This is a genomic window from Streptomyces caniscabiei (assembly GCF_014930365.1).
Taxonomy (GTDB): Bacteria; Actinomycetota; Actinomycetes; order Streptomycetales; family Streptomycetaceae; genus Streptomyces; species Streptomyces caniscabiei.
Map to the genome: position 1 here is coordinate 37,171 of NZ_JABXWI010000024.1, position 16,337 is coordinate 53,507.

The following is a 16,337-nucleotide window of genomic DNA, read 5'->3' on the forward strand; positions in this document are numbered from 1 at the left end:
GAGAGGGAGAAGGAGGGGAGACGTCAGACCTGGTCGCGGAGCCTGCGCTCGCGGCCGTAGACCGCCATCGCGGCGAGGATCACGACGCCGTTGAGGATCTGCTGGTCGGCTTCCTGAAAGCCCAGCCCGACGAGCACGGTGGAGACCGCGGTGAGCAGCAGGACGCCGACGGTGGTGCGGGTGTAGCTCCCGGGTCCGCCGAACGCCGTACCGCCGAGGACGACCGCGGCGATGCTCTGGAACAGGTAGGGGTTCCCGAGCCGGTTGTCGACGTTCCCCGCGAAGCCCGCCAGGACGACGCCGGCGAGGATCGCGAGGGCCGCCGCGACGGCGTACACCGTGACCCAGACCTTCCGGGTGCTGATGTGGGCGAGGTCCGCGGCCACCGGACTCGCGCCGGTGGCCAGCAGTCGCCGACCGGGGCGGGTGCGGTGCAGCACCACGGAGACGACGGCGATCGCGAGTGCCCAGACGACCACCACGGGGGGCACGGGGATTCCGAAGGTCGACGCCGTGGGGGCGCTCAGTCGGCTCACCCAGTCGGGGGCGCCCGCTCCGGTGCCGCCGCCGCTGAGGACGGAGGTCACGCCGACGGCGATCGAGCCCGCCGCGAGGGTGACGATGATCGGGTGGATGCCGAAGCGGTGGCACAGATAGCCGACGAGACCGCCCATGGCGGCGCCGCATGCGACGGCGACGGCAAGCATGACGGGCAGCGGCACTCCCGGGATCGCGCCGAACTGGGTGACGGTCACCGCGCCGGCGACGATGAACCCGGCGAGGGACAGGTCGATCCCCCTGATCAGTACGACGAGGGTCTGTCCGATCGAGGCGAGGCCGGTGAGTGCGCAGAGCACCAGGACCGAGCGCATGCTCGTCGGTTCAAGGAACCCCGGCATGACGGCCGCGCCCCACGCGAGAACGGCCATGGTGAGCAGGAGCTGGACGAGCGGGAACCGTCGCTGGAGGGAGAGGAGTCGCTGTCCGGCCGAGGGACCGTGGGCGGCCACCGGTGCCGGGATGTCGCCGACGGGGGCGAGGGGGGCCCTGTCGAGCGAGCCTTGCTGCGTGGTCATCATCGCCTTTCCTTCAGTTCTCGTGCCGCGACGGCCCCGAAGAGCACCGCTCCGATGAGCAGGACGCCGTAGATCACCTGGAGCCATGTCTGCGGCACCTGGAGCACTCCGAGCAGGCTCTGCAGCAGGTAGATGGCGGCGGCGCCGGCGAGCGCGTTGGCGATTCCGCCGCCCCCGCCCTGCAGGGGGATGCCGCCGAGGGAGACGGCGGCGATCGCGATGAGCGTGTAGGAGGTGCTGGTGCCGGCCTCGGCCGTGGACGCCAGCCCGATGAGGACCAGGCCTCCCACCGCCGCCATGGCGCCGCCCAGGGAGTAGGCGAGGACCCGCACCGCGCCGACGGGCACTCCGCTGGTGAACGCCGTGACGTCGTTGCCGCCCACGGAGCGCAGCAGGCTGCCGTACGTCGTCAGCCTGGTGACCAGCAGCCAGAGGGCGGCGGGGACGGCCAGCGCGACGAGGCCGCCCGGGACCGGTCCCATCGACCCCGCGAAGCCCGCCATCCAGGAGCCGGAGATCGTGGTGGGGCTGGGCGACAGTTTGAGGTCGACGCCGGTGAGGACGAAGAACATGGCGAGGGTGACGACGATCGGCTGAAGTCGGCCCACGACGATGAGCAGACCGGTGAGGGTTCCGACCAGCGCGCCCGCCGCCATGAGGAGGGGCAGGGCGACGTACCCGCCGAGGCCGGCCGGCTGAAGCTGGGTCGCGTAGAGGAGACCGCTCAGCGTCATCAGCGGGCTGACCGACAGGTCGATGCCGCCACGTCCGCTCATGATCGAGGGCACGCTCGCCATGGCGGCGATACCGAGCGGGGCCAGGGCGGCCAGTTGGGAGGTGGCGCCGAAGCGGGGTTGCAGGGCGAGGTTGGCGATGAGGAGCGTGGCCGCCAGGAGGACCGCGAAGAGGTAGGTGTGGCGTCCGAACAGGGATCTGAGCGTGCGCCGGGGCGCGGGGGCCGTGTGCCGGGCGGGCCGGCCGGGCTTGTGGGCGGAGGTGCGGGAGGCGTGGTCGACGGTGCTCACGCGGCCACCGCCGCTCCGCCGAAGAAGGCGTCGACGAGCCGTTCCCTGTTCAGCTCCTCCCGGATGAGTTCCGTGGCGAGGGAGCCCTCCCGGAACACCAGGACGCGGTCCATCAGCTCGACGTGCTCGTCGACCTCCGAGGACAGCATGACGACGGTCAGCCCCTGTCCGGCCAACTCGCGCAGCAGCCGGTAGAGGTCGCGTTTGGCTCCCACGTCGATTCCTCTCGTCGGGTCGTTGAGCAGCAGGACATCGGGGTCGGCGGCCAGCCAGCGGGCGATGACGACCTTCTGCTGGTTGCCGCCGCTCAGCGTGGTGATCGCGTCCGACGTACGGCCGAACCTGATGCCGAGCCGATCCACGTAGTGGCGAAACCGCGTCTCGGCGGCGCGCTCGGACAGCAGCCCTTTCCTGACGTCCTGTTCGGCGGTGGCGATGGCGAAGTTGTCCAGGATGGACATCCACGGCAGGATCGACTCTCCGCGCCGGTCCCGCGCCACGTACGCGATGCCCAGGTCCCGCGCCTTGCGGGTGTCGGTCACCCGGTGTTCCCGGTCTCCCTCGATCCGTACGACTCCGTCGGTGTCGCCGTGCCCGACGAGGAGGCGGAGGAAGTCGTCCTGGCCGTGGCCCTCCAGGCCGGCCAGCCCGATGATCTCGCCCCGGCGCAACTGCGCCCGGCACGGCTCGCCGCCGGGCCGCAGGCGTGAGCCGGTGACCTTCAGGACGACCGGGCGTGCCTCGGTGGCGGAACCGGTGGCGGTGGCCGAATCGGTGGCGGTGGCGTCGGGGACCGTGCGGGCCGTGTCCTGCACCAGGTGCGCGCCACCCGTCATCAGCCGGATCATCTCGTCGTGCTCCCAGTCCGCGCCGAGGGTGCCCACCGTGCGGCCCGACCGGAGCACGGTGACGCGGTCGCCGATCTCCCGGATCTCGTCCATCCGGTGGGTGATGAGGACGATGCTCATGCCCAGCGCCGCCCGTTGCCTCACCAGGGCGAACAGGCGGGTGCGGGTGTCGTGGTCGAGGGCGGAGGTCGCCTCGTCGAGGATCAGCACCTTGGGGTCGCGAAGCAGCGACCGGGCGATGCCGCAGGCCTGGCGGTCGCTGAGCTGGAGCGAGCCGAAGGGGGCGTCCAGCTCGGGCGGCGTGACGAGCAGCGCGGCGAGGACCTCCGCCGCCTTGGCACGGCGGCCGGCATCACGGGTCACGGGGCGCAGCAGGCGGTCCGCGCCGAGCCACAGATTGTCCAGGACGGACCTGTTCTCGACGCCGAGCACCTCCTGGAACACCGTGTCGATGCCCGCGCGCAGTGACTGAGCCGGGGTGCGCGGGGCGAAGGGCCGACCGCCGACCGTCATGGAGCCGGTGTCGGGGTGGTGCACCCCGCTGAGGATCTTGACCAGCGTGCTCTTCCCCGAGCCGTTCTCCCCCACGAGGGCGTGCACCTCGCCCGGGAACAGACGGAGTGCGGCGTCCTGGAGGGCGACCGTCGGACCGAAGTGCTTCCGTAGGCCGTCGACCGCCAGCACGGCTTCCGGCTCAGCTGTGAGCGGGTGGGTCGGCACTGACCCCTCCTGACTTGGGTGACTGATTCCAGACGGAACCCAGACGTATCCCAGATCGAATGATTGTCGTCTGGTCATACAATGTATGGAGCGAGGCAGACGGTAGCGCGTCGTCGAAACCGGCGTCCAGAGGCGAATCACCTCGAATTTGCTCGATGCCCGACGTGTGGACCGGGGTGGATCCGCAGGAATATCCGGACCCCAGCCTGATTGTCGTCTCGTCATACAAAGAGTACGGTTGGCGAGCACCACCCGGGCGGGCCGGGTCGGCGAGCACCAAAGGAGTGCACGTGTACCTCATCACCGGTGCCAGCGGAGGGCTGGCCCAGACCGCAGCGGAACTGCTGCTGGAGTCGGTCCCCGCCGACCAGGTCATCCTGACGACGCGGGCGCCCGGCAAGCTCCAGTCCTTCGCCGACCGTGGCGTCCACGTGCGGTACGCCGACTTCGCCGATCCGGTCGGCCTCGAAGCGGCCTTCGAGGGGGCGGAGCGGATGCTGCTGGTGTCCACCGCCCAGGTCGGTACGAGAATCGGTCTCCACCGCAACGCGATCGACGCGGCCCGGCGCGCCGGGGTGCGGTACCTCGCCTACACCTCGATCGTCGGCGCCGGCACCGTGGACAACGACGCCGTCGTCTGTCTGGAGCACCGCGCGACCGAGGAGATACTCCGCGAGTCGGGACTGCGCTGGAACGCCCTGCGGGACGCCCAGTACGCGCAGGCGGTGGCCTACTTCATCGCGCCGGGCGCCGTCGCCATGGGCAGCATGGTCGGCGCCTGGGGCGAGGGCACGGTCGGGTTCGTCTCCAGGGAGGACTGCGCCGCGTCGGCCGTCGGTGCGCTGCTCGGGCGCGGCGAGGACGACCGGGCCTACGAGATCACCGGCCCGGAGGAACTGTCCTACCGTCAGGTGTGCGCCCTGATCGCCGAGATCAGCGGCGCCGACATCGCCTACGTTCCGATCAGTGACGAGGAGCAGTACGCCATCTTCGACTCCATGGGCGTGCCCCGGGAGTACGACGAGGAGGCGATCGCCGCCTCCCCGATCCCGTGGAACAGCGACGACATGGTCTCCTTCAGCCGGGCGATCCGCCTCGGACACATGTCGTCCCTCAGCGACGCCGTGCAGATCCTGGCCGGGCGGGCGCCTCGCTCCATACGCTCGGTGCTGGAGGAGGCCGCGGCCACCTGGCCGCCGGCCGCCCCGCCCGCCGACGCCACCGAGACCGTGGTGGAGGCCGCGCGATGAGCACCGACACGAACACCGACGCCGTCGGCGACGGCACCTACCTCACCGACAAGGCACTGCGGCGCTTCGTCGACGCGCTCGGCGAGGACGGTGTCGTCCTCGGTGAGGGCCGCTTCCACGAGCAGTACCGCGACAAGTACTGGCACCGCGACGACGACACCTACGACCCCGCCGCCGTCCTGCTGCCGCGCAGCGCCGAGGAGGTACAGGCGGTCGTCCGGATCGCGAACGAGTTCGGGGTGCCGATCTGGACCTCCTCCCAGGGCCGCAACTATGGCTACGGCGGCTCCTCGCCCCGCCTGAAGGCGACCGTCGTGGTCAGCCTGACCCGGATGAACCGCGTCCTGGAGATCAACCGCGACCTGGCGTACGCGGTGGTGGAACCGGGCGTGCGCTGGATCGACCTGTACGACGCGCTGAAGGAGTCCGGCAACGAGGATCTGATGGTGACCGTCCCCGACCTCGGCTGGGGCAGCGTCATCGGCAACTCCCTCGACTGCGGGATCACCTACCAGCCCTACGGCGCCGACTTCATGGCCCCGTGCGGGATGGAAGTCGTGCTGGCCAACGGCGAGTTGCTGCGCACGGGCATGGGTGCCATCCCGGACAACAAGTCCTGGCACACCTACAAGCGCGGCCTCGGACCGGTGCTCGACGGCCTGTTCGTGCAGTCCAACTTCGGCATCGTGACGCGGATGGGCTACTGGCTGATGCCGCGCCCGGAGGCGTACGCCCCGTTCTTCCTGACGGTGCCGCAGGACGAGCACCTGGAGCAGGCCATCGACATCATCCGCCGGCTCCGCCTCGACGGCACGCTGCGCGGTGTGCCGAGCATGTACAACACCGTGACGCTGGCGGCCCAGTTCCCCGATGTGATGGGCCGTTTCGCGGGTGCCGACGGTGCCTTCAGCGAGGAGACCCTGAACGAGATGGCCGATGCCACCGGGCTCGGCCGGTGGGCGCTGCGCGGGGCACTGTGGGGGGACGGCCCCGTCGTGGAGCACCAGTTGGCGAAGATCCGGGCGGCGTGGAGCGAGGTTCCCGGCGGCCAGATGCTCTTCGAGCGGACGTACGGGCCGCAGGAGTACGACGAGATCCGTTCGATCCCCGACAAGTGCCAGGGGGGTCTGCCCGGGCTCGATCTGCTCGACGCCATTCCGGAGGGCGTCGCCCATATCGGCTTCTCCCCCGCGATTCCGCTGGTCGGCAGTGATGTGCGGGAGGTCGTCGACCTCTTCGACCGGATCGTGCGGGAGGAGGTCGGGGTCAATGTGGCCGGCGGGCTGCTGATCATCAATGAGCGGACGGCGCTGTACGTCACCGGGCTCAACTACGACTACCGGGACGCGGAGCAGTGCCGTCGGGCCTACGACGCGCTGAAGGTGCTCGTGGCGGAGGCGGGGCGGCGCGGGTACGGCGAATACCGCGCGCACCTGGACTTCATGGACCTGGCGTCCGCGCAGTACTCCTTCAACGACCACGCCTACCGCCGGTTCTGCGAGACGATCAAGGACGCGGTCGACCCGAACGGGATCCTGTCGCCGGGCCGGCACGGGATCTGGCCGGAGAACCTCCGCCACCTGGCGGATCGCGGCTGAGACGGAGACGGACATGCACGTGGGGCCCCGGCTGAGTCGGGGCCCCACTTCATGTCCGTCTCTTCAGCGGTTCTCCTCCCGTGCGGCAGCCCCGCGTCGGAACGCCGCGTCGATCGCGGCCGCGCGCTCGGCGACCATGGGGTACCACTCGGGATGCGTGACGATGTGGGTCTCGCCGCGGGCCAGGGCAGCGAGTACGACGTCTCCCACCTCGGTCGGGTCGAGCCAGCGCAGCTTGGCCAGCTCCTCGTTGTCGGAGATGTCGTTCTGCACGAAGCTGCTGCCGCCCTGGGCCTTCGTGGGCCTGGTGCGCAGGCTGCGGGCGATGTTGCTGCGGACGGTGCCCGGCGCGAGCACGGCGGCGCCCACGTTCGAGCCCTCCCGCTCCAGTTCGTGCGCGAGCGCCTCGGTGAGGCCCATGATGGCGAACTTCGTCGTGGCGTACGCCCCCAGTCCGGGCATGTCGGCGACGAAGCCGCCCATGGAGGAGGTGTTCACGATGTACGCCGGCTCTCCGTGCCGTTTCAGCAGCGGCAGGAAGGCGTGGACGCCGTGGATGACACCGTCGAGGTTGACGTCGAGGATCCACTTCCAGTCCCCGAGGGTCATGTCGGCGATGCGCGACTCGGGGGCCACCCCGGCGTTGTTGAACACCAGGTGCACCTTGCCGAACCGCTCCACGACCTGACCGGCCAGCGCCAGCACGCTCGCCGCGTCGCTGACATCGGTACGTATCCCCACCGCCCCGATCTCCTTCGCGGCCGCCTCCAGCGGGCCCTCCTCGATGTCGGCGATCACCACCTGGGCACCGCGCTCCGCCAGCCGCTGAGCGATGCCCTTGCCGATGCCCGACGCGCCGCCGGTGACGACGGCGACGAGGCCGCTCACCTCCTCGATCACGGTCACGCGACGGCCTTTCGGTAGGAGGCGGGCCAGACGCCGTGCCGGCCCGGGGACAGGATCCCGTTCGGGTCCACCGCGTCCTTGATCCGCTCGACGAAGCGCCGGTAGGCGTGGTCGTTGAAGGAGTACTGGTCGGCCGCCAGGTCCATGAAGTCCAAGTGGGCGCGGTACTCGCCGTATCCGAGCGCCCCCACCTCGCTCACCAGCGTCTTCGCGGTGTCCACCGCCGCGCGTACCTGCTTCTCGTCGCGTGTGTCGAAGCTGATGCTGCTGACGACGATGGCGCTGCGGTCGTTGATCGGGAAGATCGCGCAGACGAAGTTCGTTCGGGCCCGGTCGGTGACCAGCCGATGGATCACGTCCACGACGCGGCGCACCTCGCCGCCGGTGAGCGGGACCACCGGCGAGAAGCCGATGTGGCCGACGAACTCCGGGACGACCTCCATCAGGTCCATGCTCGGGATGCCGGCCTGGACCTTCTCCATGAAGGTGTTCAGCTCGCCCCACTCGTGGCGCAGATAGGTGCGGTGGTGGTCGACGCGCGAGCCGTCGATGGCCGACCACGCCTCACGGATGCGGCGCAGATGATGTTCGACGACGGGCCCGTCGCCCCACAGCGCGGTGCGCAGCCCCCAGCGTCCGATGCCGGTGCGGGCGGCGAGGCCGTCCAGGGCCTCCTCGCCCGCCGGTCCCTCGGCGCCCATGAACTCGCCCAGCAGCTCGGGGAACTGGGCCGCCATGGTGATGGTGTTCTGCAGGTTCGGCACCCCCCGGATCACCCCGTCGAGGCGGAGTTCGCGGACGATGTCGACGGCCTGGGCGAGCTGGTCGTCCCGGGGGACGGTGAGGTAGAGCGGCGCGTACGCCTCCGGGCGGCGCTGGAGCCAGACGCCCGCGCGCGTGACGACGCCGTAGTTGGACTGGATGAACAGCGGGTCGAGGACCGGGCCGAGGCCACGCTGGTAGACGTGCCAGGAGGGGTTGTCGGGGATGGCTCCCATGCCGGTGCGCAGCACCTCCCCGTCCGCGAGGACCACCTCCATCCCGCACAGTTTCTGGAAGTCGGAGCCGTTCGGGCCGTAGGTGACGCCGTTGTCGAGGGAGTTGCCGATGACGCTGCCCCAGCCGAGGTCGGGGATCGAGCACCACAGGTCGCCGTTGCCGGACGCCTCCAGTGCTTCGTACAGGTCGAACCAGCGCACACCCGGCTCGACCACGGCGTACGCCAGTTCGCGGTTGATCTCCAGGACCCGGTTCATCCGGCGGAAGCTGATCAGGAGGGAGCCCCGGACGCGGGGCGACGGGCCGCCGTAGCCGTTGTTGCGGCCCTGGGAGGAGGTCCACACGGGGATGCGGTACTCGTTCGCGATCCGTACGACCGCGCGCACCTGGTCGGTGGAGGTGGGGAAGACGACGGCGGAGGAGTCGTAGGTGCGGTCGCCCTGGAACCAGTACGGGTCGCGGTAGGTGTCGCGTTCGGCGTCGGTCAGCAGGACGGCGTCCGCACCGACCGCCTCGGTCAGGAGGCGCACCGCCTCGTCCGGCAGGTCCGTGTGCTCCCGCGTGGTCGTCGTCATCGTGAGCTCTCCAGTCCGTCCAACCAGGCGATGACCGGCTTGACCGTCTCGGCGGAGTTGGCCTCCAGGATCAGCCCGTGGCCGTTGCCGACGATGCCGGCGTCGGCCAGCGGGAGCAGTTCGGCGTCCGCGCCCACCGTGCGCAGGAAGTCGACCAGGGGCGGGGACTGGGCGGCGCTGCCGGACGCGCTGCCGGTGACGACGGCGATCGGGGTGCCGCTGAGGCCGGGGATGCGGTGGCCCGCGGGGTCGGCCTTCAGCCGGTCGGGGGAGTCGATGGCCGGCTCGGTGGTGAGCTCGGCGTACGTCAGGCCGTAGGTGATCTCGCCGAGGCCGGGGAAGTCGGCGTACGGCGGTCCCATCGGTTCGATGGCGACGATGGCCTCGACCAGGTCGGGACGTCGGTTCGCGGCGAGCCAGCCGGCCGGGCTGCCCGCGGAGTGGGTGATGAGCACCGCCGGGCCGATCCGGCCCAGCAGGGCGGCGACACGCTCCCCGTCCAGTCGCTGGCCCTCGGCGAAGTCGGCCAGGAAGAAGCCCATCGCCGAGGTGAGCTGCTGGAACTCGGGGCCGTCGAAGGTGCGGTCCCAGGGCCACTGGGTGTGGGACCCGGCGGCTTCCGGGGGCGCGAACAGGAAGCTCGCGAACTCCAGCGGCAGCGGCGGGGCCACCGGCCCCAGTCCGTCCGGGTGGTGCGGCGAACGGCCGTGGCCGGGTCGGTCGACGACGTACACCGCGTATCCGGCGCGTACGAGGTCGTAGGCCCAGCCCGGCCGGCCGTCCGGGGTGCCGAGCCAGTCGGTGCCCTGGCCGCCGCCACCGTGGACGAGGACGAGGGGGTGCGGGCGGGTGACCTCCACGGGGGCCAGCCACTCGACGTAGAGCGGTCCGCGCGGGAGGGTGCCATGCGGGGTGGGGATCTGCTCGCCCGGTATCCAGAAGAAACCGGTGCGGAGGGTGATCGGCTCGACCCGGTCGTCGAGATGGGGTGGGATGTCGGTCATGCTCGGTCGTCCTGTCTCGAGGGCCCAACAGGGAGGAGGGGGAAGGGAGTCGAGGCTCAGCGGGCGTCGGGCGGCGGGATCTCCAGGAGCAGGTTGGCGGTGTTGCGGAACGCCTGCTCGCGCAGCATCGGGTTGCGGTGGGTGAGGAGCGAGCTCATGTCGCGGAAGATCCGGTCGAACCGCTCGCCCTGGCGCATGGAGCCGGAGCCGACGACGCGCAGCAGGTCGTGTTCGAGCGTCTCCCAGAGCTGGATGATGATCTCCCGGACCACGCAGGCCAGGCTCCAGTCGTCGACGAAGGTGTACTCGCGGCTGCCGTCGACCGTGGCGCGGCAGAACTCCTCGTGCTGCGCGATGACGCCGTCCAGCGCCAGTTCGGCGGTCCTGATCTTCGTCCAGGCGGCGCCGTAGTGCCGCTGGTAGTCCACGTCGTACAGGCGGAGCTGGACCGGCGGGAGCGGGGTCTTGCGGGTGCGCATGAGGCGTTCGAACTCGTCGAGGGCGTGGTACAGCCCGCCCACCGCCAGGCTGGCCAGGGACACGGTGAAGGTGAGCAGCCCGCGCCCGGCGTACATGGGGTTGCCGTGCAGCTGGGAACCGACCGTGCCGTCCTTGACCGGGATGTCGATCATGTTGGCGTCCTCGATGACCAGTTCGGCCTCGACGAAGGCGTCGGTGAAGCGGATGCTCTCCGAGCCGGTGGCTTTCAGGCCGGTCGACTCGCCCCAGTTGTGCAGACGCTCGAAGCTCTCCTCGGGCGCGAGGAACATGCCCATCGCCGGGGCGGAGCCGTCCTCCTGCTCGACCATGCACTGGCCGAGGTACCAGGTGGAGTGAGGGATGCCGGAGCAGTAGTCCACGACGCCGTCGAGGACGTATCCGCCGTCGGTCTTCTTCGCCCTGACCGTCGGCGCGGACACCGACGCGGCCCTGAAGTCGTGGTTGCCGAACGCCCGGTCCTGGACCTCCTCGGGGTACCAGGAGGCGACGTGGAGGGCGTGGTTCGCGGCCAGTGCGAAGCACCACGCGCTGCCCATGTCGCCGCGGGCGAGTTCCTTGCAGACCGCGAAGAACGTCCGGGGCGAGACCTCCAGGCCGCCGTACTTCTTCGGGACGAACATGTCGTAGAAGCCGTTCGCGACGAACTGCTCGTGGACGTCGTCGGGGAGGTGGGTCAGCCGCTCCGCCTCCTCCTGGCGGGCGAGCAGTTCCTCGCGCATCGCCCGGGCCCGCCCGACGAGTTCCTCCGGCGAGGGCACGGCCAGGTCGGGCTGTGCGGCGGCGTGTGCTGTGGTCATCGAATCTCCTAAGCGGGGGCAGAGCCGGGTTCAGGCGAGGGGGCTCGCGTCGGTGGCGCGGCGCAGTCGGTCCTCGCGGCGCATCTCCAGCGGACGCCGCGCGTGCTGCCGGAGTACGCCGGAGACCTGGGCCAGGTCGCCGGCCTCGTATCCCTCGACGAGCCGACGGTGGTCGTCGAGGAGGGAGCTGGAGGCGTAGCTCGCCGAGTCGAGCGCGCGCAGGTTGAGGCCCGGCAGGCAGAGGCGGCGGTAGGTGTCGAGCAGGATCGTGGATCCGGCGAGTTCGACCATGTACTCGTGGAAGCGCTCGTTGGCGCGCACCCAGCCCTCGGGGTCGGTGAACCGGCCGTCCTTGACGAAGCCGAGGGTGTCCTCCATCAGCTCGCGCAGCCGCGCCAGTTGACCGGCGGTCACCTTGCCGACGGTCAGTTCCGCGACGCCGGTCTCGATGGCGAGCTTGGCCTTGTAGACGTCGTCGATGATCGAGTCGGGGACGGGCGCGATGAGGTACTCCCCCGCCTGGCGTCGGATGAGCCCCTCGTCGGCGAGGGCGACCAGGGCGCGGTGGACCCGGCCCGCGTCCACGCCGAACTGCTCGGCCCAGCGGCCGGTGTCGATGACCTCCTCGACGTCGCTGCCGGCGTTCAGGACGCGGGCGCGGACCTCGCGCAGGACGTCGGCCTCCGGTGCCGTCTGCATCCGGCCGAAGCGGCCGCGGAAGTAGGCGAGCGGATGGCCGGGGTAGGACATCGCCTCCTCGACATGGGCGAGGAACACGTAGTGGGTGCCGGCCTCGACCTGTTCGGCGACCCGGCAGATCAGGTGGGCGATGGCTCCGACCAGCAGGGGCGAGCCGTTCGACGCGGTCTCGGTGGGCACGCCGTCGTACTTGTCCGGCACGCGCGAGGCGAAGCGGGTCGCCAGCTCCACGTGGTCCTCGGCGAGGACGTTCACGGCGAAGGCGCCGCTGTCGCGCACCGCGGCGGCGGTGGCCGAGTTCCGGTTGAGGCAGATCAGCAGCATCGGGGGATCGTCGGTGAGCGAACTGACCGCGCTCGCGGTACTGCCGTACCGGATGCCGCCGCTCTCCGTCGTGATGACGGTGACGCCGGTGGCGAACCGTCCGATGACGTCGCGGAACTCCCCCGCGGTGACCGGACGGGAGCCGGACCGGGTGACGGATGACGGCGTGGACATCACAACCAACTCCTCTGAAGTCCCGGACCGGGGGCATGGGGCCTGCGGGGGACTGTATGACGATCGCACAATGACGTAAAGAGGCAGGCGAGGGGCGACTACCAGACTCGATGCACTGGTCGGCGGTCCCATCTAGCGCCGTTCTCTGCATGCCTATAATATCGTCATACAAAGTTACGTGTCGAGAGGACAGCCCGATGAGCGCAAGCCTGTATGCCGCGGACTCCGCCCCTCAGCCTGCGGCGGAGGGCACGGTCGATCACCTTCTCGAGGTGGCGACGAGGCTCCGCCCGGTCCTGCGGGCCGCGCAGGCGGAGCACGAGGCGCTCGGTGGTTACTCGGAGGCGATCCACAAACAGCTGCTCGACGCCGGCTTCTACCGGATGCTCCACCCGAAGCGGTACGGGGGCCTCGAACTGCCGCTGGAGGACTTCCTCCGGGTGGCCGTGGAGATCTCACGCGGCGACCCGGGTGTCGGCTGGTCCTTCGTCCTCGGCGCCGGACACGCCTGGCACGTGGCCTCCTTCTTTCCCGAACAGGCCCAGGAGGAGCTGTTCGCGGGAGACCTCATCGCGCCGGGGCGCACCATCCCGCGTGGCCGGGCGGTCCGCACCGCGCAGGGTTACCGGCTGACCGGCACCTGGGACTACTGCTCGGGCTCGATGTGGAGCACCCACGCGATGCTCGTCGCCTCCACCTTCACCGAGCGGGACGAGCCGCTCGGGCTGCGCGCGTTCATCGTCCCGCGATCCGACTACGAGATCCTCGACGACTGGTCCGGCGTCCTGGGCATGCGGGCCTCCAGCTCGAACTCCCTGCAGGTCACGGACGCGCTGGTCCCCGAACACCTCAGCGTGGTCTACGACTTCAAGGACCACACGCTGGGCGACACGGGCACCGTCGGCTACCGGCTGCACCGCAACCCGATGTACCTGGGCCGCACCCTGGCCTTCTTCAACTGTGAGCTCGTCGCCACCCAGATCGGCACCGCCTGGGCGGCCTTCGACGCCTTCGACGAGCTCATGGCCACCCGCCCGACGAGCTTCCCTCCGATGATGCCGCGCACCGACTCCGCCGAGTTCCACCGCTGGTACGGCAAGATGCTCGCCCAGATCGACGCCGGCGAGACCCTGCTGCTCGGCGCGATGCGCCAGTACACCGAGCTGGGACGGCGCTGGGAACGCACCCGCCAGGAGTTCACGCCCGAGGAGGACGCCCGGCTGCGCGGCGTCATCCTGCAGGGCGCCCAGCTGGCGAACCAGGCTGTCGACCTGGCGTTCTCCACCGCCGGATCCAGCTCGGCGCGGCTCGGGTCGCCCATGGAGAAGTACTACCGGGACGTCGCGATGTTCAAGACGCACATCGCCGCCAAGTGGGACGTCACCTACGGATCGGTCTCACGCTTCCACTTCGGACAGCCGCTGACCTTCTGACACCTCCGTCGCCATCCCCACCGAAGAGAGAACCTCCATGGCCATCGACCCCAAGGACGTCGTCCATGCCTTCGTGGACGCGCTCAACCGCCAGGACTGGGACCGTCTCGGCGAGCTGATCACGCCGGACTTCACCTACACGATCCAGGCCTACGATTTGCCGGGCGCCGGCACGCCGATGACCGGGGAGACCCTGGTCGGAGTCCTCTCGCAGATGCTCGCGCTCTTCGACGCGACCGGCCCCCAGATCGAGATCACCCGCCTCGTCGGCGAAGGGACCCGGGTCGTCGCCGAGGCCGTGGGCAGCGGCTTCTTCCGCGACGGAAGCCGCTACGACAACCGGTACGCGAACGTGTACGAAATCTCCGCCGACCGGGTCAGCGCGGTCCGCGAGTACATGGACACGCAGCACACCGCGCAGTCGTTCGCGGCGGTGACCTCCGAGCGGGGAGACTGAGGCGGGGCGGGCCGAGGGGCCGACCGGGCACCGGCCTTCCCGGCATCCTGGGAACGGGACGGCGAAGGGGATCCAGGAGCGTTTCTACCGCTCCTGGATCCCCTTCAGGCCCTCAAGGACGTTGGCGGCCACGCGCCGCATGTGCTTGGTGTAGATCTCGACCGCGGTGTCCGCGTCCCGCTCCCTGACGGCGGCGACGATGTCGCGCAGTTCCTGGATCACTTCGGCGTGGTTCGTCGACATGCCCTTGACCACCAGGACGCGCACCTTGGCCTGGACGCCCTCCACCAACTGCCGCAGCACCTCGCTGCCGGCACCGTCGTGCAGGACGGCGTTGAAGTCGCGCCGCGCGTCGAGCACGTCACGCGGCTCGGCGCCGTCCCGCGAGGCGACCTCGGCGAAGTGCTCCGCGGCCGCTTCGAGGGCGTACACCTTGGAACGCGGCGCCTTCTCGATGAACCGTCGCACCAGCAGGGTCTCCAGCGCGCACCGGACCTCGTAGAGGTCGCGCGCCTCGTCCAGGGTGGGCACCGCGACCACGGCACCCTTCTGGGGCACGACCTTGATCAGCCCCTCGGAGGTCAGCTCCCGCAGTGCCTCCCGAACCGTGGTGCGGGAGACGTCGAGCTGCTCGACGAGCTCGCGCTCGACGAGGCGGCGGCCCGGCTCCAGGCGGAAGTCGAGAATCGCCTCGCGCAGAGCCGTGACGACCTGCTCACGCAGCGGTGCGGCGACACGGCCGACGGGGCTGGTGGTCCAGGCCGGGGCGAGAGGGGTCGAGTTCGAGGTCGAGGTCGTGGACTTCGGGGCCCGGGGCATGATCCCTCACTCCTGCGTAGGTGGTTGACGGCGGAAGGACGTGATGACCCCGCTGAGGTCCCGGAGCTCTCCGGAGGCGAACAGCGCCTCGTTGATCCGGTCGAGGGTGTACCGCGCCGTCACGATCGGCCGGGCGTCGTACTCACCGCTCTCCAGGAGCTCCACACAGCGGGGCAGGTCGCGGGACATGACACTCTGGCCGTTCTGGCAGGACAGGATCCGTCTGCCGTGGATCGCGACGGCGTTCTGCGGCAGCGAGATCCGGCCGTCCGCCCACTGCACGCCCGTCAACACGACCGTCCCGGCCCGCCGTGACATGGCGACCGCCTGCTGCACCGCCTGTTCGGGGCCCGCGGCCTCGACGACCACGTCCGCGCCCCGCCCCTCGGTGAGGGACCGCACCTGTTCGACCGGATCGCCCTGCGTGGGGTCCACGACATCGGTCGCCCCCAGCCCGGCAGCCGTGGCCCGGCGGTCCGCCAGCAGGTCCACACCGATGATCCGGCCGGCGCCGGCGACCCGGGCGGCCTGCACGCACCACAACCCCAGGTGTCCCAGACCGACGACCGCGACGGACGCGCCCGGCGGGACCTCGGCCACGTTCACGATCGCGCCGTGCCCGGTGGTGATGCCGCAGCCCAGCAGGCTCAGGTGCGGGGCGGGCAGCGAACTGTGCACGGGCCACACCTGGCTGCGGTCCGCGAGGATGAACTCGGCGTACGCTCCGACGCGACCAGCCGCGCGGACCGGACGGTCCGCCGGGTCGGTGGCGACGACCGGCTCGGGGCTCTCGAAGAGACGGGCGCACTGGTCCGGCCGGCCGATGCCGCAGTAGAAACACGCGTCGCACTGCGGCGTCCCGGCGACCACCACGAGGTCACCGACGCCGTAACCGCGACCGTGGGCATGGGCCCCGCCGTCGCAGTGCTCGACCACGCCCAGCCCGGTATGGCCGAGCACGACCGGCGGTTTCTTGCCGCGCATCGCCCGCCAGCCGAGCCAGTCGGTGGAGCAGAACGGCGCGGCGACCGTCCTTACCAGTACCTCGTGCTCGGCCGGGTCGCGCAGGGTGAGCTCCCGGACCGGCATGGGGGCGCCGAACGCCTCCAGCACCGCTGCTCTCATCTCGGCT

14 protein-coding genes are annotated in these 16,337 nt (G+C 70.6%); 4 read left to right on the plus strand and 10 right to left on the minus strand.

Features of this window, described 5'->3' with window-relative positions; genetic code table 11:
• Positions 1-23 precede the first annotated feature (23 nt).
• The 3 genes from HW837_RS41680 to HW837_RS41690 are packed head-to-tail and all read right to left on the minus strand — an operon-like array spanning position 24 to position 3,669.
• Complete coding sequence (locus HW837_RS41680; protein WP_052683018.1) at positions 24-1,076, minus strand: ABC transporter permease; 1,053 nt, start codon at positions 1,074-1,076, stop codon at positions 24-26.
• On the minus strand, positions 1,076-2,101 hold the full coding sequence (locus tag HW837_RS41685) for an ABC transporter permease (RefSeq protein ID WP_093789962.1): 1,026 nt from the start codon (positions 2,099-2,101) through the stop codon (positions 1,076-1,078). Before HW837_RS41685 ends, HW837_RS41680 begins: the two co-directional genes overlap by 1 nt.
• The gene (locus HW837_RS41690; protein WP_193381808.1) at positions 2,098-3,669 is read right to left on the minus strand and encodes a sugar ABC transporter ATP-binding protein; all 1,572 of its coding nucleotides are present in this window, start codon (positions 3,667-3,669) and stop codon (positions 2,098-2,100) included. The genes HW837_RS41685 and HW837_RS41690 overlap by 4 nt, the downstream gene beginning before the upstream one ends.
• A gap of 290 nt (positions 3,670-3,959) precedes the next feature.
• Here HW837_RS41690 and HW837_RS41695 point away from each other — a divergent pair, with 290 nt between their 5' ends.
• Positions 3,960-4,919, plus strand: a complete 960-nt coding sequence (locus tag HW837_RS41695; protein ID WP_196790110.1) for an NAD(P)H-binding protein — start codon at positions 3,960-3,962, stop codon at positions 4,917-4,919.
• Positions 4,916-6,517: an FAD-binding oxidoreductase gene (locus tag HW837_RS41700; protein WP_193381809.1), complete on the plus strand. Its 1,602-nt coding sequence runs from the start codon at positions 4,916-4,918 to the stop codon at positions 6,515-6,517. The genes HW837_RS41695 and HW837_RS41700 overlap by 4 nt, the downstream gene beginning before the upstream one ends.
• A 63-nt stretch (positions 6,518-6,580) precedes the next feature.
• Here the strand turns inward: HW837_RS41700 and HW837_RS41705 are convergent, their stop codons facing one another.
• From HW837_RS41705 to HW837_RS41725, 5 genes are read right to left on the minus strand one after another with little or no spacing between them, the layout of a single operon-like run.
• On the minus strand, positions 6,581-7,423 hold the full coding sequence (locus HW837_RS41705) for an SDR family NAD(P)-dependent oxidoreductase (RefSeq protein ID WP_196790109.1): 843 nt from the start codon (positions 7,421-7,423) through the stop codon (positions 6,581-6,583).
• Positions 7,420-8,997 (minus strand): FAD-binding oxidoreductase, encoded by a 1,578-nt coding sequence (locus HW837_RS41710; protein WP_193381810.1) that lies wholly within the window; start codon positions 8,995-8,997, stop codon positions 7,420-7,422. The genes HW837_RS41705 and HW837_RS41710 overlap by 4 nt, the downstream gene beginning before the upstream one ends.
• Positions 8,994-10,001, minus strand: coding sequence for an alpha/beta fold hydrolase (locus tag HW837_RS41715; RefSeq protein ID WP_193381811.1), 1,008 nt, complete (start codon positions 9,999-10,001; stop codon positions 8,994-8,996). The genes HW837_RS41710 and HW837_RS41715 overlap by 4 nt, the downstream gene beginning before the upstream one ends.
• A 56-nt stretch (positions 10,002-10,057) precedes the next feature.
• On the minus strand, positions 10,058-11,299 hold the full coding sequence (locus HW837_RS41720; RefSeq protein ID WP_193381812.1) for an acyl-CoA dehydrogenase family protein: 1,242 nt from the start codon (positions 11,297-11,299) through the stop codon (positions 10,058-10,060).
• A gap of 30 nt (positions 11,300-11,329) precedes the next feature.
• Positions 11,330-12,496, minus strand: a complete 1,167-nt coding sequence (locus tag HW837_RS41725; RefSeq protein ID WP_064744293.1) for a flavin reductase — start codon at positions 12,494-12,496, stop codon at positions 11,330-11,332.
• A gap of 197 nt (positions 12,497-12,693) precedes the next feature.
• Here HW837_RS41725 and HW837_RS41730 point away from each other — a divergent pair, with 197 nt between their 5' ends.
• Positions 12,694-13,929 (plus strand): acyl-CoA dehydrogenase family protein, encoded by a 1,236-nt coding sequence (locus HW837_RS41730; RefSeq protein WP_078853704.1) that lies wholly within the window; start codon positions 12,694-12,696, stop codon positions 13,927-13,929.
• A 37-nt stretch (positions 13,930-13,966) separates the two neighbouring features.
• Complete coding sequence (locus tag HW837_RS41735) at positions 13,967-14,386, plus strand: nuclear transport factor 2 family protein (protein WP_093789966.1); 420 nt, start codon at positions 13,967-13,969, stop codon at positions 14,384-14,386.
• 84 nt (positions 14,387-14,470) lie between these two features.
• On the opposite strand, the gene HW837_RS41740 is transcribed toward HW837_RS41735, so the two are convergent.
• Together HW837_RS41740 and HW837_RS41745 are read right to left on the minus strand one after the other, a co-directional pair.
• Positions 14,471-15,205, minus strand: a complete 735-nt coding sequence (locus tag HW837_RS41740; protein ID WP_052683009.1) for a GntR family transcriptional regulator — start codon at positions 15,203-15,205, stop codon at positions 14,471-14,473.
• Between the two features lie 6 nt (positions 15,206-15,211).
• Positions 15,212-16,330: a zinc-binding dehydrogenase gene (locus tag HW837_RS41745; protein WP_045560334.1), complete on the minus strand. Its 1,119-nt coding sequence runs from the start codon at positions 16,328-16,330 to the stop codon at positions 15,212-15,214.
• Positions 16,331-16,337: the final 7 nt, after the last annotated feature.